The organism is Bdellovibrio sp. HAGR004 (assembly GCF_055397015.1).
In genome coordinates this window covers 1,035,559-1,060,367 of sequence record NZ_AP029176.1, presented here as the reverse complement: position 1 = coordinate 1,060,367, position 24,809 = coordinate 1,035,559, and the positions used below count along the sequence as shown (strand labels likewise).

Annotated in this window: 25 protein-coding genes; 10 read left to right on the top strand and 15 right to left on the bottom strand. The window is 49.1% G+C overall.

The features are described 5' to 3' along the window. The first annotated feature begins 318 nt into the window (after window positions 1-318). On the top strand, window positions 319-822 hold the full coding sequence (locus ACZ5ZV_RS05425) for a pyridoxamine 5'-phosphate oxidase family protein (protein WP_464120425.1): 504 nt from the start codon (window positions 319-321) through the stop codon (window positions 820-822). A gap of 29 nt (window positions 823-851) precedes the next feature. On the opposite strand, the gene ACZ5ZV_RS05420 is transcribed toward ACZ5ZV_RS05425, so the two are convergent. Further along, window positions 852-1,937 (bottom strand): CapA family protein, encoded by a 1,086-nt coding sequence (locus tag ACZ5ZV_RS05420; protein WP_464120424.1) that lies wholly within the window; start codon window positions 1,935-1,937, stop codon window positions 852-854. Between the two features lie 62 nt (window positions 1,938-1,999). Here ACZ5ZV_RS05420 and ACZ5ZV_RS05415 point away from each other — a divergent pair, with 62 nt between their 5' ends. Next, window positions 2,000-2,698 (top strand): dienelactone hydrolase family protein, encoded by a 699-nt coding sequence (locus tag ACZ5ZV_RS05415; RefSeq protein WP_464120423.1) that lies wholly within the window; start codon window positions 2,000-2,002, stop codon window positions 2,696-2,698. A gap of 50 nt (window positions 2,699-2,748) precedes the next feature. Here ACZ5ZV_RS05415 and ACZ5ZV_RS05410 read toward each other — a convergent pair whose 3' ends face one another. After that, window positions 2,749-3,396 carry a phosphoribosyltransferase gene (locus tag ACZ5ZV_RS05410; protein WP_464120421.1) on the bottom strand — a complete coding sequence of 216 codons (648 nt, stop codon included), beginning with the start codon at window positions 3,394-3,396 and terminating at the stop codon, window positions 2,749-2,751. A gap of 115 nt (window positions 3,397-3,511) precedes the next feature. On the opposite strand from ACZ5ZV_RS05410, the gene ACZ5ZV_RS05405 reads away from it, so the two are divergent. After that, window positions 3,512-3,724 carry an acyl carrier protein gene (locus tag ACZ5ZV_RS05405; RefSeq protein ID WP_464120420.1) on the top strand — a complete coding sequence of 71 codons (213 nt, stop codon included), beginning with the start codon at window positions 3,512-3,514 and terminating at the stop codon, window positions 3,722-3,724. Window positions 3,725-3,777: 53 nt separating this feature from the next. Further along, entirely contained in the window at window positions 3,778-8,619 is a 4,842-nt protein-coding gene (locus ACZ5ZV_RS05400; RefSeq protein ID WP_464120419.1) for a hypothetical protein, read from the top strand. 32 nt (window positions 8,620-8,651) lie between these two features. Here ACZ5ZV_RS05400 and ACZ5ZV_RS05395 read toward each other — a convergent pair whose 3' ends face one another. After that, window positions 8,652-9,086, bottom strand: a complete 435-nt coding sequence (locus ACZ5ZV_RS05395; protein WP_464120417.1) for an OsmC family protein — start codon at window positions 9,084-9,086, stop codon at window positions 8,652-8,654. Window positions 9,087-9,143: 57 nt separating this feature from the next. Between ACZ5ZV_RS05395 and ACZ5ZV_RS05390 the strand changes: the two genes are divergently transcribed. Continuing rightward, a complete protein-coding gene (locus ACZ5ZV_RS05390) occupies window positions 9,144-9,707 on the top strand; it encodes a GbsR/MarR family transcriptional regulator (protein WP_464120416.1) in 564 nt (187 codons plus the stop codon). A gap of 14 nt (window positions 9,708-9,721) precedes the next feature. Further along, complete coding sequence (locus ACZ5ZV_RS05385) at window positions 9,722-10,675, top strand: NAD(P)/FAD-dependent oxidoreductase (protein ID WP_464120415.1); 954 nt, start codon at window positions 9,722-9,724, stop codon at window positions 10,673-10,675. A 2-nt stretch (window positions 10,676-10,677) separates the two neighbouring features. On the opposite strand, the gene ACZ5ZV_RS05380 is transcribed toward ACZ5ZV_RS05385, so the two are convergent. The 6 genes from ACZ5ZV_RS05380 to ACZ5ZV_RS05355 form a co-directional block, all read right to left on the bottom strand. Further along, entirely contained in the window at window positions 10,678-12,207 is a 1,530-nt protein-coding gene (locus ACZ5ZV_RS05380) for a methyl-accepting chemotaxis protein (protein WP_464120414.1), read from the bottom strand. Between the two features lie 51 nt (window positions 12,208-12,258). Then, entirely contained in the window at window positions 12,259-13,173 is a 915-nt protein-coding gene (locus tag ACZ5ZV_RS05375; protein WP_464120413.1) for a MerR family transcriptional regulator, read from the bottom strand. Window positions 13,174-13,299: 126 nt separating this feature from the next. After that, window positions 13,300-14,070, bottom strand: a complete 771-nt coding sequence (locus tag ACZ5ZV_RS05370) for a 2-oxo acid dehydrogenase subunit E2 (RefSeq protein ID WP_464120412.1) — start codon at window positions 14,068-14,070, stop codon at window positions 13,300-13,302. After that, window positions 14,067-14,477, bottom strand: coding sequence for a hypothetical protein (locus ACZ5ZV_RS05365; RefSeq protein WP_464120411.1), 411 nt, complete (start codon window positions 14,475-14,477; stop codon window positions 14,067-14,069). Before ACZ5ZV_RS05365 ends, ACZ5ZV_RS05370 begins: the two co-directional genes overlap by 4 nt. A gap of 17 nt (window positions 14,478-14,494) precedes the next feature. After that, window positions 14,495-14,800 (bottom strand): TIGR03643 family protein, encoded by a 306-nt coding sequence (locus ACZ5ZV_RS05360; RefSeq protein WP_464120409.1) that lies wholly within the window; start codon window positions 14,798-14,800, stop codon window positions 14,495-14,497. Window positions 14,801-14,822: 22 nt separating this feature from the next. Further along, on the bottom strand, window positions 14,823-15,254 hold the full coding sequence (locus ACZ5ZV_RS05355; RefSeq protein ID WP_464120407.1) for a thiol-disulfide oxidoreductase DCC family protein: 432 nt from the start codon (window positions 15,252-15,254) through the stop codon (window positions 14,823-14,825). A 134-nt stretch (window positions 15,255-15,388) separates the two neighbouring features. Here ACZ5ZV_RS05355 and ACZ5ZV_RS05350 point away from each other — a divergent pair, with 134 nt between their 5' ends. The 3 genes from ACZ5ZV_RS05350 (at window position 15,389) to ACZ5ZV_RS05340 (ending at window position 18,204) form a co-directional block, all read left to right on the top strand. Further along, a complete protein-coding gene (locus tag ACZ5ZV_RS05350) occupies window positions 15,389-16,645 on the top strand; it encodes an ABC1 kinase family protein (RefSeq protein ID WP_464120406.1) in 1,257 nt (418 codons plus the stop codon). Between the two features lie 79 nt (window positions 16,646-16,724). Continuing rightward, the gene (locus tag ACZ5ZV_RS05345; protein ID WP_464120405.1) at window positions 16,725-17,765 is read left to right on the top strand and encodes a cytochrome-c peroxidase; all 1,041 of its coding nucleotides are present in this window, start codon (window positions 16,725-16,727) and stop codon (window positions 17,763-17,765) included. A gap of 139 nt (window positions 17,766-17,904) precedes the next feature. After that, entirely contained in the window at window positions 17,905-18,204 is a 300-nt protein-coding gene (locus tag ACZ5ZV_RS05340; protein WP_464120404.1) for a hypothetical protein, read from the top strand. A gap of 23 nt (window positions 18,205-18,227) precedes the next feature. Here the strand turns inward: ACZ5ZV_RS05340 and ACZ5ZV_RS05335 are convergent, their stop codons facing one another. The 5 genes from ACZ5ZV_RS05335 to ACZ5ZV_RS05315 are packed head-to-tail and all read right to left on the bottom strand — an operon-like array spanning window position 18,228 to window position 23,267. Then, complete coding sequence (locus tag ACZ5ZV_RS05335; protein ID WP_464120402.1) at window positions 18,228-19,022, bottom strand: DUF1295 domain-containing protein; 795 nt, start codon at window positions 19,020-19,022, stop codon at window positions 18,228-18,230. Window positions 19,023-19,031: 9 nt separating this feature from the next. Next, on the bottom strand, window positions 19,032-20,087 hold the full coding sequence (locus ACZ5ZV_RS05330) for an SAM-dependent methyltransferase (RefSeq protein ID WP_464120400.1): 1,056 nt from the start codon (window positions 20,085-20,087) through the stop codon (window positions 19,032-19,034). Window positions 20,088-20,098: 11 nt separating this feature from the next. Next, complete coding sequence (locus ACZ5ZV_RS05325; RefSeq protein ID WP_464121390.1) at window positions 20,099-21,262, bottom strand: class I SAM-dependent methyltransferase; 1,164 nt, start codon at window positions 21,260-21,262, stop codon at window positions 20,099-20,101. A gap of 5 nt (window positions 21,263-21,267) precedes the next feature. Continuing rightward, window positions 21,268-22,014, bottom strand: coding sequence for a DUF1365 domain-containing protein (locus ACZ5ZV_RS05320; RefSeq protein ID WP_464120399.1), 747 nt, complete (start codon window positions 22,012-22,014; stop codon window positions 21,268-21,270). Then, on the bottom strand, window positions 22,011-23,267 hold the full coding sequence (locus ACZ5ZV_RS05315) for an NAD(P)/FAD-dependent oxidoreductase (RefSeq protein ID WP_464120397.1): 1,257 nt from the start codon (window positions 23,265-23,267) through the stop codon (window positions 22,011-22,013). Before ACZ5ZV_RS05315 ends, ACZ5ZV_RS05320 begins: the two co-directional genes overlap by 4 nt. Window positions 23,268-23,358: 91 nt before the next feature. Here ACZ5ZV_RS05315 and ACZ5ZV_RS05310 point away from each other — a divergent pair, with 91 nt between their 5' ends. Further along, window positions 23,359-24,276 carry a MerR family transcriptional regulator gene (locus ACZ5ZV_RS05310; protein ID WP_464120396.1) on the top strand — a complete coding sequence of 306 codons (918 nt, stop codon included), beginning with the start codon at window positions 23,359-23,361 and terminating at the stop codon, window positions 24,274-24,276. Here ACZ5ZV_RS05310 and ACZ5ZV_RS05305 read toward each other — a convergent pair. Continuing rightward, window positions 24,273-24,809: a lipocalin family protein gene (locus tag ACZ5ZV_RS05305; RefSeq protein WP_464120394.1), complete on the bottom strand. Its 537-nt coding sequence runs from the start codon at window positions 24,807-24,809 to the stop codon at window positions 24,273-24,275. The genes ACZ5ZV_RS05310 and ACZ5ZV_RS05305 overlap by 4 nt on opposite strands.

Here is a 24,809-nt window from a genome sequence, read left to right as displayed (position 1 = left end):
TTATCATTCTTATTGGGTACGGATTTTTAAAACGAGTGCCTTTGCCTGCGGACTTTGTTCTGATAGCCATGACTTCAACTTCGTTCTATCATGATGCAAAAAAGGACCCAAAAAATCGAAAGACCTATTTCGGGATCTCCTTGATTTCCGCGATAGTCTCCTTGTGGTTCTTGATAGACTATCTACAAAATTTTAAAAATTCTTGAACTCAGTCAGACATCCAGGGTTTGTTTTTTCCCTGGGTGCTGCATACATGCCAAAGCACATCTTGCATGCCTTCTTGACTGGCACGAACCTTATGAAAACAGGGAGGCCACCGTGGAAGAAAAAGAACCTTATATCGACTATACTGCTGAAATGGAAAAAGTGGATCACCTGATCAAAGGTTTCCCGGTCACCATGATGACCTTCCTTAGTGACAACAATAAGCTGTGCAGCTTCCCGTTAGTGACTCAAGATTTGGACTTTGACGGAAGCCTGTGGTTTTTGATCTCGAAAAACTCGCCTAAGTATCAAGAACTGCAAAAACATGGTGACGTCAATCTGACGTACTCTGACAAACACAAATGTGTCTCTATCAACGGCACAGTCGAGTTCACCGAAGATCGTGACCTGGTTCGTGAATTATGGCAAAAGCCCCACGAAGCCTGGTTCCCTCAAGGCCCTCGGGATCCGAACATTCAACTTATGAAAGTCCATGTCCAGACGGTGGAATACTGGGAAAGTTACACCTCCCCTATCTACAAAATGATTGAGTTTGTGAGGACCGCCCTTGGACAACCCCACAGAGAAAGCCATAGCTCTTTTGATTTGAAGCACTGATGATTTGAAAAAGTTAAAGATCCGTGAAATCACCATGTCATTTTCACGGACCTATCTTTTCCGACCGAGAATTGTGTATTCCATTTTTGACCTTCACGGTTTAACACATCTCTGATCCAGGTGCTTTCCGCCAGTGTCGCCCTGGACAACTGAAACTGCTTTAGATGCAGTGGCACCAGGCGAAGACTCACAAGTTTTCCGCTCAGAATATCGACCTTGGGGAAAAACATTACGGGCCATTCGCCATGATACTCTTCAAAACCACGGATCCCTTCATAGTCGTTTAAAAAATCACCACATCCGTAAATGATCAGTTTTTCCCGATAGACTTCAAGACCCTTGATGTGATGGGAAGAATGACCATGAACCACATCCACACCGACATCAACCAACGACCTCGCAAAGGCGGAACACTCTTCATCAACCTCGTAGCCCCAGTTGTCTCCCCAGTGGATCGAGGCTATGACAAGGTCCCGCTCTTTTCTGTGACTGCGGATCTGCTGCCCAAGCCATTGAACTGTCGCCGCCGAAAAGTCTTTGATGAAGTTCACCCCGACCTTGTTTTTGCCGGCAGCCCAACTTGGTGGCACACCGCTGGATTCAGTGGCCATAGAAAAAACCAGAACCCGTCCCCGCGAAGGCAGATCGACAACGGCTGGAGCGATGGCCTCCTCCCTTGTCCGCCCAGCCCCCGCTGTCTTTACTCCGCGTCCGTGCAAAGTCTGTAGGGTCTGAATAAGTCCCTCTTCTCCCCAATCCAAAATGTGATTGTTTGCCAGAACGCATATATCAATTTGCGCCGCCGTCAGAACATCCGAATTTTCAGGATGCATCCGATAGTTGATACCCTTATCAGCCCAGTGGTTGCTCGTTGTGATACTGGTTTCCAGATTTACGATGCGCACCTGGGGATCTTCTTTACTTAACTCAGACAAGGCTTCACCCCAGATGTACGAACTGTCGACTTTGCGGGGAATGGGTCCATTCCTGGCCTCAGCCAGCTTCACGTAATCAATCGCGTTCTTTATGTAGCGTTCATGCAGGACAGGGTCGCTGGGGTAAGCCAGGATCTGATCCAGACCTCGGCCGACCATCACATCTCCGCATAAAAACATAGTGAGAACATCTGCAGACGTCATTAAAGTATAAATCCTATAAACCTTAAAGGGAGTCAGCCATGGACAGAGGCAGACCGCAATTAAACAAAAATGAACACGAAGTCGTGATCAATTACAAAGATGTCCGTCTTAACGGAATTCTCTCGACCCCGAGCAACCCCGTTGGATTGATCATTTTTGCGCACGGGAGTGGCAGCAGCCGCTGGAGTCCGCGCAATAATTTTGTCGCCCGAGAACTGCAAAAAGTAGGACTCGCCACTTTGCTGACGGATTTACTGACTCCGGAAGAAGAAAACGACAGAGCCAACGTCTTTGATATATCAACTCTGGCGCAACGCCTTACCATCGTAAAAAAATGGGCGCAAAGCCAAGCGGCCACTCGAAACCTTGCCATCGGTTACTTTGGCGCAAGCACGGGGGCAGGAGCGGCCCTGGTTGCCGCAGCCCAGGACCCTGACGAGATATTTGCAGTTGTTTCCAGAGGGGGACGCCCGGATCTGGCGGCAGAAGCTTTGGACAATGTTCAAGCCCCCACACTGTTGATTATTGGTGGCGACGACACCTATGTCATAGAACTCAATCAAATCGCCTATGATAAGCTGATGTGCAAAAAAGAAATGAAGATCATTCCGGGCGCTACACATTTGTTTGAAGAGCCTGGCACCCTGGAAAAAGTTGCCATCTTGGCCTCGGACTGGTTCACGAAGAACTTAAAATACAAGGAGTCTGCAAGACCTCAGTCCCTCGACAACTACTGATCTCACAAACTCCGGTTCACGAAGGAGCTCTTTGACAGGGCTCCTCAAGCTCAAAGAGAGGCTTCGGGTGCTCTTTCTTTTGGTCCCGTCTTCAGCAAGGCGACGACGTCTTCGTCCGTCACTTCGCTAAAATCAACAAAGAACTGGCTCACCGCAAAGAAACCATCAGGTTCTTCTTCCACAATAAATTCATCAACCATGCTGCGAATGGTGGCGGCGGTCGATCTTGCCACAACGCCGGCTGCAAAGATCAAACGCTTGGGTTTCTGCTCCCGAACCTCCTGAATCGCGCCAATCGCGGTGGCGCCTGTTGCAATGCCATCGTCCACGATGATCACAATTCGGTCATTGCAATTTAGGTCAGGCAGGTTGAACATGCTTTTTCTTCGCTGCAAAGTTTCTATCTGTTTCTTTGATTCTCGCTCAATATACGAATCAGAGACTTCATAGGCATCCAACATCGGAAGACGAAAGATTTTTCCGGATAAGCCCACAGATCCAATGGCAAGCTCTCTCTGATAAGGTGCCGGTATTTTATGAATCAGGACGGCGCCCAGTTCTCCGTTTAAGCCTTCGGCAATAATCTTCGCCATCGGCATCGCACCTCGGGGAATCCCTAACACCAGGGGATTTTGCCCTTTAAATTTCAGCAGTCTTTTTAGCAGCAAGCGGGCTGCATCCTCGCGACTTTCTAACATATTCGGCCTCGTTAGCTTTAGTTACCGCCTTATTGGCATTTTTATTGTGGCAGTGTTGCGTGAGGATTGCCCAGAAGTCCTTTGACAAATAGATCTGCACTTCGTTGCGCCGGAAGTGGATTTGACTACCCTAAAGCCCACGGCACCATTTAGAGATCAGATGGATATTGACTCGCTGGACTTCGTTCGCTTTGTCATTCATCTTCATCAAATTTTGAATGTTGAAATCATGGAAATCGACTATCCCAAATTGACGTCGATCCAAAGTTGCTGCGAGTACATCAAGGCCAAGGTGACAGAGAACCCGCCAAGCCCCACTGCAAACTAAAAGGTTGCCCTTTCGCCTTGCTGGACCAGAAAAATCTCCGCCTCTGTCTCAGAATGAGATTGATACTTAAAGAAGTCGCGGCTAAATCCGATAAGAAATTCATGTTTAGCCGCATGTACGTTCTTTTAACGGCTGTCATGACTATTATGCTGCTTGCTTCTGCATGCAGCATCAACACCTCGTTCTTCAATCAGAAAGACCTTATTCCCCGAAGCATCACCATTTATGATCATGGTGTTCCAAAAAATTACAACACCGGAGACTTGCAGCTTCTTACCAACGACACAGCTTTAAGACTTGAAGGCGGCACCAAACCCAATGCCACCATTACGGTCTATATCTCTCCGGGGGATCCTCTTTGTCTGAATCCGCCTTCACCGGAAAATGTTCTGGGCGCGCATTCTCCGCAATCGGTTGAGTTTCGCGTGGATCTGACGACTCTTCCCGAAGGAACTCACACCCTGTGTATTTACGGCGAATACGGCCAGGACACAAAGGCTTCAAGCCGTCTGGGCGAGGTGACCATTAAGCGCACCGTGCAGGCCTTTGCAAATCAACGAGTTCTTCCCGACACCAGAGGCAATGAAAGACGTCCGTCCTTTATTGGGGACAGTGAAGCCCTGGCCCGCATGGAACTTTACGCAGGCGCAGGGTGCACGGGTCCTGTTCTGGACTATTCCCAAGCGGCAGCCAACGGAGCATTTACTTTGCGTTTGCCTCCGACGAATCCTCTATTGTTGGATGGCTTGGTCAGTTATTCAGTCCTGGCTACAGACGTGTTGGGAAATACGCGATGTTCAACCGCGTACTCTTATCTGTTGGACACCGTCGTTGACACCACAACGATTTTGGCGCTGACCCCCAGCAGTCCCTCGAATATCAACACGCCCCTACTGACCGGCAGCACGGAGCGCAATTCACATATTGCCCTTTATGATTCTGATGACTGCACAGAACCCGCCCTGGGTTCATCAACATCAGACAGTGGTGGTGCTTTTTCAGTAGGACTGGACAATCCTTTAAGTCTTGAAAAAGAATACTATCTGACTCTTCGAGTTACGGACGACCTGGGCAACACCGAATGTTTCACCAGTTTGAAGAAAAATTTTATTTACGACATCACGCCACCCGCATTAAGTCTTCTTGCTCCTCTTGCAGGAACTGACCATCAGAACACATTTGCGCTTGAGGTTTCCTGCGAGGCTGGCTCCTATGTCGAAGTCTTTGGCGACGTCTCAATTCCCATAACTGAAACATGTGCAGTGGGAACCCTTCAGTTACTTCCGTCTTTGGGAGGCGCCGACGGCAGCAAGACCATTCAGGTCAGAGCTACAGATGCGGCGGGGAACTCAAGCACAGCAAGTTTAAATTTGAACAAGGATAATGTACCACCGCCTCTTCCAAGTGTAACGCGAATCTCTGCCAGCCCCACGATGATCGGGACGGTGGATATGACGGTTTCCAGCTGTGCGGACATTAAAGACGTACTGATCAAAGAAAGCTCCTCCCTTCCCAGTGGAAGTGAACCCGAATGGAGCAGCTGCACATCCGCAGCGGGAGCCACACACTATGACTTAAGTGTTTCAGGAGCCCAAGGCACACGCAATTTGCGAGTCTTTGTGAGAGATCGCGCCGGAAACATACAGCCATCTTTTGCCACAGTCCTTGTGGATTACGATACTCTGCCCCCTGAAATTCACCTGGATCCCATTCCGCCCTTCCTGGGAACGAACTCGTATTATGAATTCCGCTGGTCCTTGACCGAGGGAAATGTCCCTGCCGGAGCTAACTTTACGATCCAGTACAGCCAAACCGGGGGTACAACCTGGACCAATCTGGCAACCACTCCAGTCGGCAGAACTGGTGCCGTGAATGGAAAGATCTATAAACACAATCAGTTCCTGCCGGCCACCGCAGGTCCCACGATTTTCAAAGTCAGTCTGACTGACATGACCAATCAAACCGGCAGTGACAGCCAGTCTGCCATTCTGCTTTATGATATAACGCCACCGGTGATCACGGTTTCTTCCTTTACTATTCTGGATTCGCCGGGCCCTGTGACCACTTACAATCCCTTTGTACGGGTCAGCTTTGAAGCCTCCGACAATCAGACCCCGGTCACTCAATTTTGTTTGAAAAACTCTTCGTCTTCACCCGCGTTGTCCGATCCATGCTGGGTGGCCTTCAACGCACCTGGGATTGATGTTCCGATTGACGTTAATGTGAAGCTGACAAACTATGACCATCTTGTCGACTGGATCACGGGCACCTACATTGTGCATCTTTGGGTGCGCGATCAGGCCGGGAATGTGTCGGTCAATGCGGGACCTGTGAATAACGGCACAGACCGGATTTCTGTAACTTACACTCCGATTCCACAGCCAACACTGGCGGAACTTCTGGTTGCGAAAACTCCGAACCCGACCACGCAGCCATCACCGTGGGAGCTGGTCACGACCCCTGGAACGACTTTGTACCTGAAATGGAAACAACGAGTTTTCACCGGAACTGCCAACGTCAGTTTGTGGTACACCATCGACGGGACCCAGTACACTTTGATCGAAAAAGATCTGTCCCCCGGTGTGGGTTTAAGTTGCACCGCCAGTGGCAGCGAAGACGTGTGTCAGTACACCTGGAATTCACCTGTGCCTGTCAATACGCCCTATAAAATTCAAGTTCGGCTGGCGGATGGCATTGAGCAGACGGTTATCAAAAACACGGTCTACATCAGCAATCCCAACTTCCGCGCGATTGCCGGGAATACAGATCCAGGAACCCACGGCTCTGCGAAAAACGCAGCCTTCCGAGGCCTTTTCCCTGACAGTGGTTCTTTTGTCGTTTCACGCAACGGAGTTCTTTTCTTCCGCGATATTGCCCGAGGACTTTTGATGGTTGAGCCTGGTAACGGAGTGCAAAAGCTGGTGCTGCGCAAAACAGAAACGAGCACCGGGGATGGGGGGCTGCTCAGCGAGGCCACCACTCAGGGTATTTTGAAAATCGCCATCGACTTCCAGGATCGTATTCTGCTTTTCGAACCTGATCGCATTCGTCGTATCGATACAAGAACCAGCCCCATGACAATCGAATCCATCATCGGAGCCTTTGATGATGGAAGAGTCGGCACGAACAGCGCTGACTTTGTGGCCGATCCGCACGACGTTAAGATTCAACTCAGCTCCACGTACCGAATGGCCGGATTGGGAAGTCCGTATCTGATATTCCTGGTCCTGCCTAACGGTGACATTTACTTCCAGACGGAAAAAACCTTTGAAACACGTGCCAACGGAGCCCGCATAAGAGTCTATCGTGGCAGTGCTATTGAACCTTATGTAGACACCCTACGGGTCGGTGGTACAGGCGACTATGGCGATGCCGGCACAGACATCGGTGCCTGGCAACTGGCGAACATGAATTTTGTCTTTGATCCCTTCTCGAATGTTGTGTCGAAGGCTTTGGTTCGCCTGAATCATCCTATCCCCAGTTGCAGCAACTTCCACTATGCGAATGTCAACCCTACAACCCTTCAGTCCCTGGGCAGTGGGCATCCCAACGTTCCTTATGAAGTCTGCACCCCCGGCTACATGATTCAGGGAATGAATGGTCAGATCTATGCTTTGAATCGTAACAATCCATGGAGTTTCCATATTTCAAAGTTCAACGGCTCTGGATGGACTCAAATCATCGGCACTGGAGCTCGCAGCAGCTGTGGGGATGGAACCCTGGCCCTGTCCTGCCCGGTGATTGCCAACGACATGTTTGTTTCTCAGACAGGACAGATTTACTTCATGGATGATGGGTTGATTCGAATTCTGGGTTCGGACGGAAGAATTTATACTCTCTATGGGTACAATCTCAGTTCGGGCGACGGTGGCGACGCCATGGAAGCCCGACTTAACGATGTGATTTCTTTGGACCATGGCACTACGGACAAAGTTATTGTGCTCGATGCTCAAGGGGGGCGCTTCAGAGAAATCGACTTCAAAGGGTCTCCGGGAATTAAAACCATTGCCGGGAATGGATCCGATGCACCGGGCTCGAACACGCCTCTGGGTGTGGCGGCCCATCTCAACCCTATTGGAATGTTCTGGTCAACACCGGGACGTTTTGCGACGGATCCCACCAATGGGAACGTCTATTGGACATGCGATCGTTACAACCTGTGCCGACTCAACAGAGCCTCCAACGTATGGGAAAGTGTCCTGGCTCCGATGTCCGGGGCCTGGGCTTGGGAAACAGCCACCCCGCTGCACTACAGTGACGTCAATGGAATGACGGGTTATCCTCCGACCCCGATGGCCATCAACGGCACCAGTCTTTTAGTCGGCTTCGTATCTTGGAACGGCACCGACACCTATCGCTCCGCCCTTCGCGAGTTTTCCCTGAGCACCGGAAGCTCCAAACATATTGCCGGTAACGGTTCTGCCACCACCGGAGCCACCTGCCCGAATGGGGCGGCCTCGGGTTGTGCCTTGAACACTTCCTTCTTCGGATTTGGTACTGGTGCCTTCAGCCCCACCTTCCATTCCAACGTGGCAGGCACCAATTACTGGATCTATCTGGCCAATAAACTTAAGACCGTGCACAAAGTCGGTGGTGGCCTGGCAACAAAACTTTTTGATTTAAATGAAAATGCCACTTCGATCTTTTATCGGGGATCTTACTTCTATTACTGCTCGGCCCCTGAAAACGGACCTTCCCTGCTCTACAGAAAAGAAGCCACCGCCCCTTACACGGAGGTGGAACTTCCACTGCCACATGGCTCCACATGCTACGGAAATAAGATTATCTTCAAAAACGGATCTGCCGGAGAACCCGATCGTCTGGTCTTCCCGATCAAGCAAAACGGAATATCCGGCGTCGCCGAGTTCCTGGATCCAGAGAACTTTGCACCTTAAGGATCCAAGGCCAGCCCATCGCCTGCGATCCTCTAGGTCACCACGAATTCAAAGACTTTTTCCGTCTTCACTGAATTCAGGATCATGCAATTTTCTGATGTGCGCTCCAGAATTCTTTTGGCGTTCTCAACTTGTGTGCATCCTTCAAGCTGTACTTTTAGAACACAGCGGGCCATCCAAGGGCGGCCACTTTCGTTTCTATCCACAACAAGCTCTGTGGCCACTTGCAGCTTCGAATACGCCAGCCTTGATTTTTCGGCAAACACCTTAAAGGTGGCAATAAAGCAGTTTTGCAAGGCCATGGCATAAAGATCCTCGGGACTGAAACCGTCCCCGGGACCTTCGAATTCAGGAGGAATCGACATACGGATCCCCGCAGACTGAGTTTGCGCTTTGCTTTCCCAAGAGGTCTGAATGCCCTCGGCACTTTCCGCACTCACTTTGAAAGACATTGGATATTTAATCATACGAAAGTCTCCTTATCCTCTTGATACCGGCTCTTAGTTCATGGTAGTGTGAACCAAATGAAAAATCAAATATCCCGAAAAGAAGACAAAAAATCAACCTCTCAAGCTGAGATCGACAAATTGCGAGCTCTTTCAGAATCTGTCGGTGATTTTATACGCTACTGGGGATTTCGCCGCATTCATGGCCAGATTTGGACTCAAGTGTTTTTGTCAAAGACCAGTCTTAGCGGAGCGGAGCTGACACAACGTCTTGGAGTCTCGAAGGCCCTGGTCAGCCCTGCTCTGGCTGAATTAGAAGACTATGGTCTTATCCTGATGACGGAAGACGGAAAAAAAACGAAAAGATATTCCGCCGCCCCAGACGTCATTCCGGTGATTAAGAAAATCCTAAAAGAGCGTGAAACAAAAATCATCGAAGAAGCCAAAGACCAGTTTGAGGCTCTTAGCAAGATCCACCAAAAAAGAAGCCCCCAGGATTCAATCCTTGAAGAAGACCGCCTGCAAGAGCTGGGGCAGATGATCACCCTGGCACAGTTCGCACTGAATTTTATTATCGGCCAAAGCGATGAAGATTCTCTGGCTTGCTGGACGCAGGAAGCTTTGAAGGCTCAGGAAGAATAAAAGGGACGGACCCGGTGAATTCACTTTATGATGCCGTTATCATCGGCGCGGGAATGGCGGGACTGACCTTGGCGTCCCGTCTCAAATCTCTGAACAAGACTTTCGTTATTTTGGAAAAATCCGCCGGCGTCGGTGGGCGCCTGGCCACGCGACGGGGCGAAGATTGTGCTTTCGATCACGGGGCTCAGTTTATTCGAGTCAAAACAAAGGACCCCATGGCGTGGCCTGATCTTCCTCAAATTCAGGAAATTGGCAAAGTCTGGTTTAACTCTGAGGCGATGGACCACATCGCTTTCCCCAAAGGCATGACCCAGTTGCCAAAGGCCCTGACCTTCCCCGAGCAATTGCGGCTGAAAGAAAAAGTCATCCGAATCCAAAAACAGAATCAAGCGTGTTGTGTGGAAACGGACAACGGGCAAACTTACGAGTGCAAAGAGCTTTATATCACCAGTCCTCTTCCGCAGTCTCTGGCACTTCTGCAGGACTCGGAGATCCCTTATCCTGCGGAGTTGAATGACATTCAGTACGCCTCCGCCCTGGTGGGTTTGTTTCGCGTGCAGTCTTCTGACAAAAATATTCTTCAGATCCGACACCTCAAGGAAGTGACAAAAGAAATTTATTCCGTCAGCAACCAACTTTCAAAACAAGTCAGCCAGAACCTGGCCTTCACCGTTGTGATGCAACCCGAATGGAGCCGACAACGTTTTGATCAGGAAGACACCATGTCGCTTCAGGAAATTTCAACCTCTTTTGCAGAAATCCTGAATCAGATGGCGCCCTCGGACTCCTTCACTCTTGTAAACTCGCAGTTGAAAAAATGGCGCTACAGTCATCCTCTGGCAGTCTTTGAATCGCCCTTTGTGTCCTTAAGCACCGGTCCAAGAATTGTCCTTCTGGGCGATGCTTTTGGAGGCGGCAGCATCCAAGGTGCGATCCGTTCTGCCTACGCTGTTCCATTCCTTACCTAAGACTAAGCCGCACGCAAAGTGGTATTTTTCACTTGCGCAACCGCTTTCACTGCCGACGGTGTCTCTTCGGCAGGGCTCTTTCCCTGCGCAGCGCAGCCGGCAACCACTTTGCTCAGAACCCGCACGTTCCCCATCAAAGATACGGCTTCAGCTGATAGTTGTTCTGCTGCCGCTGCGGCTTCTTCCGAGGCCGCGGCATTCTGCTGAGTGATCTGATCCAACTGATTCATCGCTTTGCCTATTTGTGCGATCCCCTGGGATTGCTCTTCGCTGGCTGTGGCGATTTCCATGTTAATGTCCGCAACTTTCTTCACAGAGTTCACGATATCAGACAGGACCTCTCCGCCCTGATTAGCTTGACGGCTGCTGGCTTCGATCTTTTTGACACTGTCATCAATTAAAGAGGCAATGTTTTTCGCAGAATCTGCACTTCGCTGAGCCAGATTGCGCACAGCCTCTGCCACCACGGCGAAACCTTTCCCTTGCTCTCCGGCACGAGCCGCCTCCACTGCCGCATTCAATGCTAGAAGATTTGTCTGGAAGGCAATGTCATCAATGACAGACGTGATCTCTGCAATTTTCTTTGAGTCGGAGGAGATACTCTGAATGGATTCAATCAGCGTTGTGATCTCTTTTTCACCTTTGATTGCTGTTTCGCGGGTTGAAGAGGCCAGGGACGCCGCCTGCTTCGCATTTTCGGTGTTAACACGTACCATGGCAGTTAACTCTTCCATTGTCGCCACGGTTTCCTCCAAAGAAGAGGCCTGCTGGAGTGCCGCTTGGGACAAGGACTGAGAAGAATGTGCAATATGTCCCGCAGCATCTGTCACATGATTAGCACCTTCAGCAAGGTCACCTGAAACAGTGGAAATGGATTTAGACAGCGAGAAGGCAAACAAGACACTGATAGAAATACCCGCAACCACGCCAAGTGTGATGATGATCGCCATGCTTGCATCAGTTTTTGTTGTTGTGGAACGGGCCTCTTTCACATACTGCCCGCCAGTGGCTCTTTGGAAAGCCACCAGATTGGTCATGGCATCATCATAGACTTTGGCCGCCTTAGGACAGTCATAAAGGAATATTTCAAGCATCTTGGCATGATCTTCGGGCTTGCCTGAGCGGGAGTATTCAATGACTTTAGCACCCAGGACTTTGAAGGACTCCCAGGCCGCATCCACCTTTTCATAAAGCTCCCGTTCACCTTTTTTGAAGTTCACGCGCAGATATTGTTGTTTGTGCACTTCATATTCGGCAATGTAGGATTCAACATTTTTGATAAAATCGGCCTCTTGTTCTTTGGACAACCCCGGCAGGCCCAAACTGCGCAAACCGATTCTGACACCGCGAAAACTCATGTACATCTGATCGGCAGACTCGATATTGGGAAGGACTCCGTCGGTGACTTTTTCATAGCTGCCTGCAACTTCACGCATTCCATAGAACGCAAATCCACCCACCGCCACTGGAATAGCGGACATGAAAGCCCCAAGAAGCAAAAGTCTGGCTTTTAAACTAAAATTCGACCCCATTTGGCTCTCCTTTAAAAAGTGATACTAACAATAAAACCTAAATCCAAAATTCTATGTGGCAGAATGCAACAGCAGCTCCATCTGAGCCACCGCCGAATGCAGACTGCCCCCGATCAGAGAAATGCGTTTGGATTCGGGACGCTCTTGCTTTCTCAGTTCTGCAAGACAAGGTCCCCCGACAACAACGCACTTCATTTTTTCCAGCTCAGTCCAATTCTTTTCAATATTCCAGGCCTCGATCGCTGACAGACAAACAATGTCTGGCTCAATACCTTCATAGGCATGCAGCAGGTCTTCCATAGGCAGATTTACACCAAGATAATAGACCTGCCAGCCTTTCAACATCAGATAAGCCGCAAGAACAATCAGTCCACCCTCATGCAATTCACCCGACGGAGTCGTCAACAGCACTTTGGGTTGATTCACACCCATCTTGTTGGTCTTAAAGTAATTCAACAGACGAGTGCGCAGGAAGTTCCAACTGAAATGCTCTTGCGCGATATTAATGCGCGAGTTTTCCCAATCATCCCCCACCTGCATAAGAAGCTGCGGATACACCATTTCCAGAAGATCGGTTTCACTTAAACGCATACCCAGGCGGGAAAGGTATTGTTCCGCAAGATCCATATCGTATTTATAAAGAGCCTTTAGCACCTGATGGATGCCTTCATTCAAAGACTCCACCATGACAGCGGAAGGGGCTGCTGCGGCACTGGCAACAATGGGTGCCCCTTCCCCGCGCAACACGGTTTCGATGGCCTCAAGAATTTTGATTCCACCTTTACAAAGACTTACCACTTCACGTATCTTTTTGACTTCGTTTACATCGTAAAGACGATGTCCCCCCTCAGAACGCTGAGGCTTGGGAAACCCATAACGTTTTTCCCAGTTACGTAAAGTCGCCTGGGACAGCCCTGTGAGCTGGTTGACTTGATCGATATCGAGAAGTGCATCTGAAATAACCATACTAATCACCTTATCGGATGTTTTGATTAGTTCATGATACCTTCGATGAAGTTTTTTTTAATCAAAAAATGTGATATCTAATCGCCTTGTCGAAAGTTTTTCTCACTTCGAGACAAACGTCCAGGTTCACCACTCACCGTGCTTCAGGAACAGCTCGAAGTCCCGAATCATTCTCGCGGCCTGAGCTCCGTCAAAAAGACGATGATCAAAGGTTACTCCCAGATGCATGATTTCACGTATTTCAATGCGATCATCGACCACGACAGCTTCCTTACTGACTTGTCCGATGGAAACCAAAAGTCCCGCGCGAGTCAGTGGCACCAGTGGCACCAGGGCCTTTTTTATTCCTAGAGATCCCACGTTGGTCACAATCACCGAACCAAATGGATCTTTAGGCAGACGAAGAAATGAGAGATTTAAATTCAAATCGTGACTCAAAAAAGCAAATGCCCTAAAAAAGACTCGAGTCCATGAATGCGGAAGGCGATGAATCAACTTTAAAGCAAAACCCAAATGAGGATCTTCGCGGCGTCGGATTTGCGCGGCATCTTTTGACAACTGCTCTTCAATACTTGCAAGACTCAACTCGTCGACCTTGCGCAAAGTCGCAAAGGACAGGTCATGCTTCCCGTGTTCAAAAATATTCACCATGACTGAAATGTTGATGTCGCGCCGACGATACAACCTTCCAAAGCGCATAATATAATTAAGCTCCTGGTGCTTCTTCATGACCTCACCAAGCCCCTTGATGACCAACGACATCGGGGATGAGGTCAGCCGCAGGTCGGTGACATCCACCTCAAGAAAGCCGTATACCGAAGGATCCCCTCCGGGCCCCCACAGGGACAGCGCCACTTTTCTGAAAATCGAAATGTCGCTGACTTTCGTGAAGCTCATAAAGTTCCTAACAGAACGGCCGCTCGCACCGTCCATAGAATGGTGCGAGTCCAGTTGTCACGCACCAGTTTGTCTATTTCATCCAAGTCTCGCCCACGGGACAACTTTGAATGAGAAGGTACACTCAAGGCAAAAGTGACAATCCAAATGACTGCGACAGCAGACAGATTCAACAGCCACCCCATGTGAAGCTGGCGCGCCAAAACCAGTGCTGACAAAAGTTCAAGAATCATTGCAGGTCCCACGATCCCGCCCATCACGGCCGTGTGCCTTGCATGAAATCTGACAAAGTCGCTTTCAGAAATCACTGAGAATGCCGGATAATGAGTGAGCTGAATGACCCAGATCACACCAGTCAGATAGAAGCAACACGCCAGATGCAGAGTTTTCCAGTCCAGATATTCCAAGCGGGCCTCCCCGGCGGCTACTTCCAACCTTTGGTGATGCCGTCCACTGATTGTCTGGAGCATTTAAATCGCATGACTTTAAATCCCCTTAATTTTTCATTCTTCAGATGCCCTTGCTGAAACACACGCCGACGCCAACGATCGAAGGCGGATCTTTCCAAATTCGATCGCATGAAGTGAGCAAATTCATTGGGCGAAAGTCCGAACTGCTTCGCGATGGCATCGAAGGTGCTTCGATCCTCCCATCCCATGCGCACCAATCTGGATCTGTCTTCGGGGGAAAATCCGGCAAACTTTTCTTTGAGTGATTTTGATATTCCCACGAACCCCCCAGCGACAGGACGCCTAAGATTTTTTTCCTTTATATTCCGGTTTCAATTCACAATATGGACTGTTCGAGCAATCCCGCTTAGGCAAAAGAGGGCGCACCTTCGCAAAACAGAAGTATCCCGCCTGCAACACTTTCTTGACTGGAGCCCAAGACGCCCAGGGCACCACTTTTTTCATCTTGTCCAAGCGGGACCAAATCTGCAGAAAAGAATCAACGCCAACGTAGACTCTGCCCTTGGAATCCCGCACATGCAGACTTTGGTGAACTTTATATGGATCCAAACCTTCAGCCTGAGCATTAAAGCCTGCCGCCGTGATGTCCACAAAAGAGATCCGATGAGCTCCCCTCATGGTCCGGTAATGCTCAATTTCCCGTGAACACAACTGACAGAGGCCATCATAAAACACGGTAATTTCAACTTGAGACGTGTCTTTTGTCGTTTGCATCTTGATCTCCAATTTGGTTCATAGTAGTATGAACCAAATTGGAAGTCAATAATTACCAGCCCTCAACTTCAGGAGAGTTTGCCATGGGGTCCCTATTTAGCAGCCGATTTAAACGGACATTGGAACTAACCAAAATGGCAACCAAGATTGGTATTAAGGAGCTGACTTCCGGGGACATCCAGTCACGCATTGAGCAGGCTAAAATCCTTACCGAAAGCCTTGGGAACCTGCGTGGGGCCGCCATGAAGGCCGGACAGCTTTTAAGTCTTGATCTGGATGACTACTTTCCTCCAGAAGCCATCCAGATCCTGTCACAACTGCAACACCAGGTCTGGGAAAGTCCCGATCTGGATCTGGCTGCCACCCTAAGAAAAGAACTTTCCCCCGCCCAACTTCAGCGATTGCAAGACATACAGTTCAAACCCTTTGCCGCCGCCAGCATGGGGCAGGTCTATCGTGCCAAGGTCGATGGTAAGCCTGTGGTCGTTAAGGCTCAGTATCCGGACTTGGAAAAATCCATTACAAATGACATCAGAGCACTTCAGAAAATTATATCGGCCTTCTGCCTTCTCACCGGCAGAAACATGAATCTGGACTATTTATTCACCGAAATTGAAGAGGTTTTGTTGCAAGAGGTGAATTATCTCAATGAAGCTGAAGCCTTGGAAAAATTCAACGATCTCTTTTCAAGCCACAACTGGCGCTATGCCAAGGTCACAACTCCCCGGCCCCTGTCAGACCTTAGCACACAAAAGATTTTGTGCCTGACATTCGAATCCGGACTGACTTTGAAAGAATGGATGGACACCGCACCAGCCAAAGCCAAACGTGAAATCGTCGCCAAGACACTGCTGGAGCTTTACATCATGGAATTCTTTGTCTGGGGCTTTGTTCAAACTGACCCCAACCCTGGTAACTTCCTGATTCGTGAGAATCCACATCCGGAAATTATCGCCTTGGACTTTGGCGCTTCGAAGTATTACCCGCAGGATTTTCGCAATAAATATGTTGAGCTCCTAAGCTCTATCCACAGCTCAAGTCCTGAGGCTATCCTGGACAATGCCATCAGCTTTGGTCTATTGGATGCTCGGGAAAGCCGAGAATCAAAGCTTATCTTTGTTGAACTTATGAAGCTGGGCATGAGTCCGTTCTTCAATGACACACCCGGGAAAAAGTTCAACTTTAAAAATGATGACTTTTTAAAAGACAACTCCCGTCTGTCAAGGCAACTGATTCAGAGTCTCAAATTCTCACCACCTCCGCACAAACTGATTTTTCTGCACCGGAAATTAGGAGGAGTATTCGCAATTCTAAGAAAACTCGAGGTCGAACTCGATTTACACGAGTATTGGGAGCGAATAACAACCTCAATGCCACTTTCTAAATCCTAAAATCTATGTACTATAGAGCTTTGCAAATGCTCCTGTCCGATAAACCAACAAAAATCGCAACTCAACTGAAAGGCTTTCGATGAAAATTCCTTCACTACTATTTTCAGGTGTTTTGATCTTAGGACTGCACGCTCACTCCGCTTCGGGCGACAAAGAACTTATCAACACAGCCAAGGCGCTATTTGGGATCATTCCCGCGAAAGCTCCGGCTCCGGACAAAATCTCTGCTGAACAAATTGAATTGGGAAGAAAGATCTTTTTTGACTATCGCCTGTCCAAGGACGGCAGCACCACGTGTGTGCGCTGTCACCAACCCCAGTACTTCAGCACCGATCGCCTGGCTCAGTCCGCAGGTTTTAACAACAACAAAGGCGCGCGCAACGCTCAATCCATTTTGAACCTGAAATATCAGGACATCGTTCACTGGCGCAACGATCGCACCAGTATCGAAGATCAGGCTTTGCGTTCGTTCACAACACCGCTCAGCTACGGAAATTCCTCCACTGAAGAGGCTTTGAAAAGATTTGAGCTGGCCGGATACACACCCTTGTTCCAAAAAGCGTTTCCGAAATCAGAAAAACCTCTGACTTTAGAAAACGCCGCTTCAGCTTTAGGCAGCTATCAAAGATCACTGACCACACGGGCTCCGTTTGATCGATTCATGGAAGGAGATGTGAAGGCTATCTCCACACAAGCACGCCAAGGTCTGCAGGAATTTATCACAGTCGGCTGTGCTTCTTGCCACAACGGAACCGCCGTGGGTGGTCGCACGATGCAAAAATTTGGTGTCTTCCAGAATTACTGGAATGTGACCAAATCCAAGAACCCGGACAAAGGGCGACAAGACGTCACCAAGAAAGATGAAGATCTTTACGTGTTCAAAGTCCCATCACTGCGTAATATCACTGAAACAGCCCCCTACTTCCACGATGCTTCTGCCAAGGATTTAGAAACGGCTATTCGCTGGATGGGAAAATTGCAGCTAAACAAAGATCTCTCAGATAATCAGGTCGTTTTGATTAAAGCCTTTTTAGAAAGCCTGACGGGCGAGCTTCCTAAGAACTTCCGCGAAGCTCCGACTTTACCTCCCGAGCCTTATGCGGGTCTGGAACCTCTTTAGTTTCCTTTGCGGCACCACAAGGTGCCGCTTTTTTTGCCCTAGCCCTGCTTCTTTGCACCTTCTCCACAAAAAACTGCCCTTCCTTTCTTGAGCCAATATATTTGTCTGCAACAGACTTTTTTAAAAAGAAGAAAGGGCAATGACTATGAAAACAACCATGAAACTTGTTTCAACCGCCACGATTCTGGCTATGACCCTGACAGCATCTTTTGCTTTTGCCCGGGACACGATGCCACCCAAAGCTCCAACAGTGAACTGGAGCAACCTGCAACGAGAAAACATGGCAAAAATGCATGAAGACATGGCGAAATGTCTTCGCACGTCTAAATCCCCTTCGGAGTGCCAGGCAGACATGCGAATGGCCTGCAAAAACATGGGTGAAAATGCATGCCCTATGATGGGCAAAAAAGGTCACCATATGATGATGTACGAAGAGTAGTCGCCGCAAAAGGACTGGTGAGTCTATCCTCCTTTTTTGGGGAACCAGGGAACAAAGGCCGAGGTCTCAGCTTGATAGCGGCGATAGGCCTCGCCCCGCTTTTGCAAAGCCTGTGCTTCCGACGGGGGAATTCCGGTCAATTTGAGCAAAATAAACAATATAGTTAATGGAGCATAGATTGTGTACAAAGCCCCATCCGTTCCCAGAGCGGTCACATAGAATCCCCACCACACAAGACTCTCAAAGAAATAGTTCGGATGGCGCGAATACCTCCAAAGCCCCACATTGCACACCTTGGCGTGGTTGTCGGGATTGGATTTGAATTTCTGAGCCTGGGCATCAGCGATCCCTTCCCCCAACAGAGCAAGCAGACTTAATGCCAACCCTACCACTTCCCACAAGGACAAGACTTCCGTTGTATTCCGAAGTGGTTCTAAAAACACCAGACTTAGCACAACAACACTGACACCCTGGTACTGGAAGAACAGAAAAAATCGAGACCTCAAGTGAGCCCCATAATCCTGGCGCAAGGTTTGATAGCGCGAATCTTCCTTGGGATGATGTAGATAAATCCTTCGGGCAAGGAAGTAGGACAGCCGCAGACTCCACAACCCCACAATCGATAAAATCAGAAGCTTTCGGACCCACCAGCCCTCAGTCATAAAAGAATAAAAACAGCTCACCAGAAAGAACGACAAGGACCATACGACGTCCACAATCCCATAGTTGTCCCATCGGCGTCCCAAAGCCCAGGTGACCGTCATCACCAGGAACATGATAAACAGCGCTGCCAGAATCTGAATCCAAAAATTGTCCATCTAATTCCCCTAGCGTGGTCTGTTTTTAAAAAGGTAATGAGAGACTCCCCATTCACGCCCCTCATCAAATCCGAAGAGCTCTGAGCACGACATAAAAAAGACACGCCAGCGTTCAAACCATCTGTCGCTTTCCGCCGAACCATAGACCTCGCGGAAGATCCGCATGATGGCATCCCGGTTCTGATCCATGTTCTGCAACCAAGCTTCAGAAGTTTTTTGATAGTGTGTCCCGCGCCAACTCCATTGCTGCTCCAAAAGAAGGTCTTTTTGGAAATAGGTCAGCAAATGATGACTTGGCATCTGTCCGCCGGTAAAGAAGTACCGTCCCATCCAATTGTCATCACCTTCGGTTTCAAAAGGATATGAATAGCGACTATGGGTGAAGATATGTACGAAGAACTTACCCTCAGGCTTTAACCACTGACTGATTTTTTCAAACAGCTTTTCATAGTTTCGGACATGTTCCAACATCTCAACACTGATGACCCGATCAAAACCGCCAAGCCAGTTGTCCGGAGCCTGGAATGTACTGATATCCCCAGTAAGGATGGTCACATTGTACAGCCCCCGTTTTTGGGCCTGATCCATGATATATTGACGTTGTGAGTTTGAATTGGAGATCCCCACAATCTGCGCATTCGGAAACTGTGCCGCCAGATTTAATGAGACAGATCCCCAGCCACAACCGAGATCAAGAATTCTCATACCATCTTGGACCTCGGCCCGCTGAAAGGTGACCTGCAACGCGGCCTCTTCGGACTGATCCAGACTGTGGCATCCTTCAGGCCAATAACCAGAGCTGTACTTCTTATTTTTACCCAGCACAAGCTCATAAAACTCTGCCGGCAACTCGTAATGCTGCTGGTTCGCCTTCTCGGTGGCAAAAGCGATCGCGGACTTTTTTAGTTCGCCGACGTAAGTGGAATTGCGCTCTTGCTCAAGCTCTCGGTCTGCGACCTCCAAACTTTTCAGACGCTGGCGACACAGCTGACGAATCCCGGCTCGGACCATCCGCTCGGGAATCCATCCTCGTTCCATCCAGTCAATAAATACTCCCAGTGCCATGGTGGATCTCCTTATTTTTGCATCAGATAATGACCGACATTGATACGCTCGGCCCGGAAGGCCCCTTCGCAATAACTTAGATACAGATTCCACAGGCGCATAAACCTGTCATCAAACCCCAGACTGCGCACATCCCCTTCGGCCGCCTGAAAGTTCTGTTGCCACTTCACCAGGGTGTCGGCGTAGGAAACTCCAAACTCAAAGGGCTTTTCATCCTTCAGATCAAATCTTCCGGCATAGTCCGCGAACACTTTCGGTGCCAGCAACATTCCTCCTGGAAAGACATAGTTCTGAATAAAGTCCGTTTTTCGACGGTACTGATCAAAATACTGATCCTGCATTGTGATGGACTGGACCAGGGCAGCCCCCTTGTCTTTCAGACACCCACTGACTTTTCCAAAGAAATCGGGCCAGTACTTCTCACCCACAGCTTCGACCATTTCAATCGAGACAATTTTATCGTAACGCCCTTCGATCTCGCGATAATCCTGCTGACGAAGATCGATGTGATTTCCCAGGCCCGATCTGGCAATAAGGTCACGATTGTATCTTGCCTGTGATGGCGAGTTCATCACTGCCGTCACCCGACAGCCGGTTCTTTCAATCGCCCTAGAGAAAAAGCCACCCCAGCCACAACCGATCTCAAGAACATGATCCCCAGGTCGTATATCAAGCACATCGATAATTCGATCGTACTTCTTCATCTGGGCTTCCCGCAGATCCTGTGTCGGATCAGCGAAGAGACCCGCCGAATAGGTCATACTGGGATCCAGCCAAAGACTATAGAAACTGTTCCCCAGATCGTAATGGGCCATGATGTTTTTCTTGGCACCTTGTTTGGTGTTCGGATTCATCAAGTGACGAAGACGGGCCAACAAAGTCCCATACCAGGTTCCGTGCAGAAGACGATTCACGGAATCTTCGTTCATACACGCCCACTGCACCAGAGCAGAGACATCGTCGACGACAAGATCCCCACGAATGATCGCCTCAGCCAGTCCCAGATCCCCTTTGTCGACAAGTTCATCAAAAACTTTCCAGGTTTTGGCGTGAACGGAAATCTGAGGATCTCCTGATCCGAACGAATCCACTGTTCCATCCGGGAAGGTCAGATGAAGTGTCGCACCTTTGGAGTTTCCCAGAAGCTTGATCAAAATTTTTGTTTTAAACGTCATCTTGCTCACGTGATCTCCTTGCGCGGCGGTTCCGGCTTTTTATAAAAACTCACTCGCTTCATCCAAAGCCTCAGGGCCTGCCAATGTATCCGAACTACCACCAGTGGCGTCATCCAGCCGTAGCTCCAAAACAACTTCCAGGGGGACTGCTTTTCAAATTCCGTCACGGCCCCTTCAATCCAAGATGAAAATCGAAGGTTTTCATCCGCATCGTAATAAAAGATCTCAACCCGGGAACGGTTGCTATCAAACTGAAAGCGAAATTTATAGAAGCCATCCACGGGGAAAAAAGGGCTGACATGAAAAACCTTTTCAGATCGATAAAACTGCGCCTCTTCTATACCCTGCGCCGGACAGATCCAGTAAAAGTGCCGTTCGCCGAAGGTGTTGTTCACCTCACACAAGACGGCCTCAAGATGCCCCTTCCGACGGCAAAACCAGAAACTGACCGGATTAAAGACATATCCCAACATTCTGGGGAATGTCTGCAGAACAACCTCTTCAGGTTCGTACTGGCATTTTTCCTTTAAAAAGCGAAATACCGAATCCTTCAAGGACTCCTTGTGGCCCTGAAGATAGTCCTGCGAGTGCAAGGACAAAAGCCCGAAGGTTTTACGCTTCAGAAGCTGCAGACTGGCGTCCTCTTCAAGCAGCGGAAAAAGCAAAGCAAAGGTGGGATAGCGAAAGCTGTGTCGCACCTGATGGCTTCGACTGTGATAGACATGGCCTTTAAGAATTTGCAGGGACATCATGAGACCTCCCAGGGAGGCTTAACCCCCATCAGTTCACCCACGCGGACAGCACTGAGCAGTCCATCCTCGTGAAAACCATATCGGGTCCACGCCCCGGCAAAATAAACTCCTCCCCGGCCCTGAATCTGCGACAACGCCTTCTGAGCCTCAATGGCCTTTTGGTCAAACTGAGGATGATGATAAGTGAACTCCTGAAGAACTTCCTGAACCGGAGAGCGCGGATTGAGAGTGACAAAGTAATCCTTGTCCGTCCCCAATGGCTGAAGTTTGTTGATAAAATAGGTCAAAGAAACATTCTCGTGGTTCTGACCTTCCGGGGATCCCAGAACATTCCAGGACGACCAACACTTTCTTCTGGTCGGCATAAACGACGCATCCGTGTGCAGATAGGTTTTATTTGCACTTGTCTTCACAGCCTCTAAGACTTGATGTTCAAGAGGGGACACATTTTCCAGAATTTGTCGTGTAATGGGGGCATGGGTCGCCAGGACAACTCGGTCAAACTCCAGACACTCTCCGCGAACCTTTACCAAAACTTTTCCTGCGCGTCGCTCGACACCGGTCACTGGAGAGTTTAAATGCACGAACGGAATTCGCGCCGCCACCTTTTTGACATATTCCACGGAGCCCCCTTTGACGGTTCTCCAAACAGGTCGATTGCTAATTTGCAAAAGGCGATGATTAATAAAAAACGTCAAAAAGCTTTCGGCAGGAAAATGCTCCATGCCGCGCTCCGGGGTGGACCAAATCGCTGCTCCGATTGGAAGAAGGTAGTCGCGCTTGAATTCTTCACTATAGGATCGAGTGTGCATCAGTTGTCCAAGAGTCCACCCGTTCTTTTGCGCCAGGCTTCTGTTAGTCTCGGCTTCACGGTGAAATCGCGTGATATCATACAGCATTCTAAGAAAACCCGGGCGAACGATATTACTTCTTTGAGCAAAAACAGTGTCCAGACTTGTTCCTGCCCACTCCAACCCCTTATGAGGAGCTTTAATCGCCAGAGACATGTCAGAGGCGGCAGTCTCTACCTGAAGCTCCTTGAAGAAACTTTTCAGATGAGGATAGGTCAGTTCATTGTAGACGAGAAATCCGGTGTCGACTGGAATATCAGAACTGCCGTCTTTGACATACACAGTGTTGGCATGCCCTCCCAGGCGACTGTCAGATTCGAAGAGATGAACCTCATCCGTCTGACTCATAATCCAAGCTGCCCCCAAACCACTGATCCCGGAACCGATGACCGCTGTCTTCATTTGACACCTCACACATGCCATATGACTTACTTTTACCCTATTGTATAGATTTTTCTATACATTTTAAAGAGACCATGGATAAAATAGGTCAATGGCTAAGAAGGATTCTTTTTCGATACGACAGGTGATTGAACTCACAGGGCTTTCCGAATTTACTTTGCGCGGCTGGGAAACGCGTTATAAAGCCTTTAAACCCAAGCGCAGCTCCACGGGGCGAAGAATTTATTCGCTTGAAGATATTCAGAAAGCTCGTCTTTTGCAGGCCCTCCTGGATAAAGGTTATAAGATTGGCAACATCGCCAAACTGGAACTGACTGATTTGGAGAAAATTCTTCCTCAGCAGGAAGCCGCCACAGCAACCCCGACTCCTCCGGACCGACTGCGAACCTTTATCAACGAACTCTTGGATTTAGCCCACCTTTTTAAATGGGACGATATCTCCGATCGACTCCAGAAAAAGCGCCGCAGCCTGAAGCCAGACGCATTTGTGACGACCGTCCTGACTCCCTTGGCAGGACAAATGGGGTCGCTGGTTGCGGCAAACCAACTATCCGTGGGACAGGAGCACATCCTGTCTGCCTTTATCAAAGAGCAACTGATACTGGTTCAAACCGACAGCAAAAAAAAGAAGTCCAAGTCCCGTATTGTCATGACCACTCCTGACGGCGATCTGCACGATATGGGCATCGCCTTTGCTTCCTGCCTTAGCAGACTTGAAGGACTTCAAACTTTGTTCCTTGGCCCCAGCACCCCCAAAAAGGATCTTAGCGAAACCTGCCTGCGCTATCAGGCCACCCACCTGCTTCTTTCCAGCACTGTGTCTGAAAAAGAGGGCGCCAAAGAAAGTCTTTTTAGCTACATCAACTTCCTTGATCGAAACTTGCCTGCGGAAATTGAATTCCTTTTGGCTGGGCGAAATACAAATCAAATGGAGTTAAAGCTAAAACGGAAGGTCACGGGTTTTTTATCCATGCAACAGTTCCAGGATTACCTCAAAGAGCTGCCCTAGTTCGCTCCCCAGACCTGGGGAACTTTCTGAATTTTGGACGTGTCATAACCCATAGACTTCACCTTGTTGATGAGGCCTGAATAGACGGCCTCATCCAAATGAGGCTTGCGAGCCATAATCCAAAGGTAATTGCGACTGGGAACACCGATCACGGTGTAGGAATAGTCCGGCGCCAAATCCACAACGAGATAGGAAAACTTCAACGGCCACCACGGCTGAACTCGCCACTCTGCATTTGTCTTCTTGTCATAGATCCAAGCTTTCTGCGGATACTTCTTCAGCGGCCCGGACGGCGTCTTTGCATTAAAACGGAAAGAGACATCAATTCGATCCTCTTTGGCATTCCAAGCATAGGTTTCGATGGCATTATTCGCCCCCTTTTCGACAAACGTGGGGATATTGGCGATCACATACCAGTCCCCCATAAATCTGGGGATATCAACATAAGATACTGTTGGCAGCGGATCTTGCGAAGACATTGTCCCACACCCTCCAAGCATCAACAAAACTGTGATCGCCGTTAAAAGTTTCAT

What these genes read in the sequence shown, in the direction of transcription:
- ACZ5ZV_RS05335 (WP_464120402.1), bottom strand. Translation starts at nt 19,022, where the DNA reads ATGGACAATTTTTGGATTCAGATTCTGGCAGCGCTGTTTATCATGTTC.
- ACZ5ZV_RS05325 (WP_464121390.1), bottom strand. Translation starts at nt 21,262, where the DNA reads ATGACGTTTAAAACAAAAATTTTGATCAAGCTTCTGGGAAACTCCAAA.
- ACZ5ZV_RS05370 (WP_464120412.1), bottom strand. Translation starts at nt 14,070, where the DNA reads ATGAGCTTCACGAAAGTCAGCGACATTTCGATTTTCAGAAAAGTGGCG.
- ACZ5ZV_RS05330 (WP_464120400.1), bottom strand. Translation starts at nt 20,087, where the DNA reads ATGGCACTGGGAGTATTTATTGACTGGATGGAACGAGGATGGATTCCC.
- ACZ5ZV_RS05380 (WP_464120414.1), bottom strand. Translation starts at nt 12,207, where the DNA reads ATGGGGTCGAATTTTAGTTTAAAAGCCAGACTTTTGCTTCTTGGGGCT.
- ACZ5ZV_RS05305 (WP_464120394.1), bottom strand. Translation starts at nt 24,809, where the DNA reads ATGAAACTTTTAACGGCGATCACAGTTTTGTTGATGCTTGGAGGGTGT.
- ACZ5ZV_RS05320 (WP_464120399.1), bottom strand. Translation starts at nt 22,014, where the DNA reads ATGATGTCCCTGCAAATTCTTAAAGGCCATGTCTATCACAGTCGAAGC.
- ACZ5ZV_RS05350 (WP_464120406.1), top strand. Translation starts at nt 15,389, where the DNA reads ATGGCAACCAAGATTGGTATTAAGGAGCTGACTTCCGGGGACATCCAG.
- ACZ5ZV_RS05345 (WP_464120405.1), top strand. Translation starts at nt 16,725, where the DNA reads ATGAAAATTCCTTCACTACTATTTTCAGGTGTTTTGATCTTAGGACTG.
- ACZ5ZV_RS05375 (WP_464120413.1), bottom strand. Translation starts at nt 13,173, where the DNA reads ATGGTTATTTCAGATGCACTTCTCGATATCGATCAAGTCAACCAGCTC.
- ACZ5ZV_RS05400 (WP_464120419.1), top strand. Translation starts at nt 3,778, where the DNA reads ATGAGATTGATACTTAAAGAAGTCGCGGCTAAATCCGATAAGAAATTC.
- ACZ5ZV_RS05395 (WP_464120417.1), bottom strand. Translation starts at nt 9,086, where the DNA reads ATGATTAAATATCCAATGTCTTTCAAAGTGAGTGCGGAAAGTGCCGAG.
- ACZ5ZV_RS05315 (WP_464120397.1), bottom strand. Translation starts at nt 23,267, where the DNA reads ATGAAGACAGCGGTCATCGGTTCCGGGATCAGTGGTTTGGGGGCAGCT.
- ACZ5ZV_RS05355 (WP_464120407.1), bottom strand. Translation starts at nt 15,254, where the DNA reads ATGCAAACGACAAAAGACACGTCTCAAGTTGAAATTACCGTGTTTTAT.
- ACZ5ZV_RS05340 (WP_464120404.1), top strand. Translation starts at nt 17,905, where the DNA reads ATGACTATGAAAACAACCATGAAACTTGTTTCAACCGCCACGATTCTG.
- ACZ5ZV_RS05420 (WP_464120424.1), bottom strand. Translation starts at nt 1,937, where the DNA reads ATGTTTTTATGCGGAGATGTGATGGTCGGCCGAGGTCTGGATCAGATC.
- ACZ5ZV_RS05410 (WP_464120421.1), bottom strand. Translation starts at nt 3,396, where the DNA reads ATGTTAGAAAGTCGCGAGGATGCAGCCCGCTTGCTGCTAAAAAGACTG.
- ACZ5ZV_RS05310 (WP_464120396.1), top strand. Translation starts at nt 23,359, where the DNA reads ATGGCTAAGAAGGATTCTTTTTCGATACGACAGGTGATTGAACTCACA.
- ACZ5ZV_RS05390 (WP_464120416.1), top strand. Translation starts at nt 9,144, where the DNA reads ATGAAAAATCAAATATCCCGAAAAGAAGACAAAAAATCAACCTCTCAA.
- ACZ5ZV_RS05415 (WP_464120423.1), top strand. Translation starts at nt 2,000, where the DNA reads ATGGACAGAGGCAGACCGCAATTAAACAAAAATGAACACGAAGTCGTG.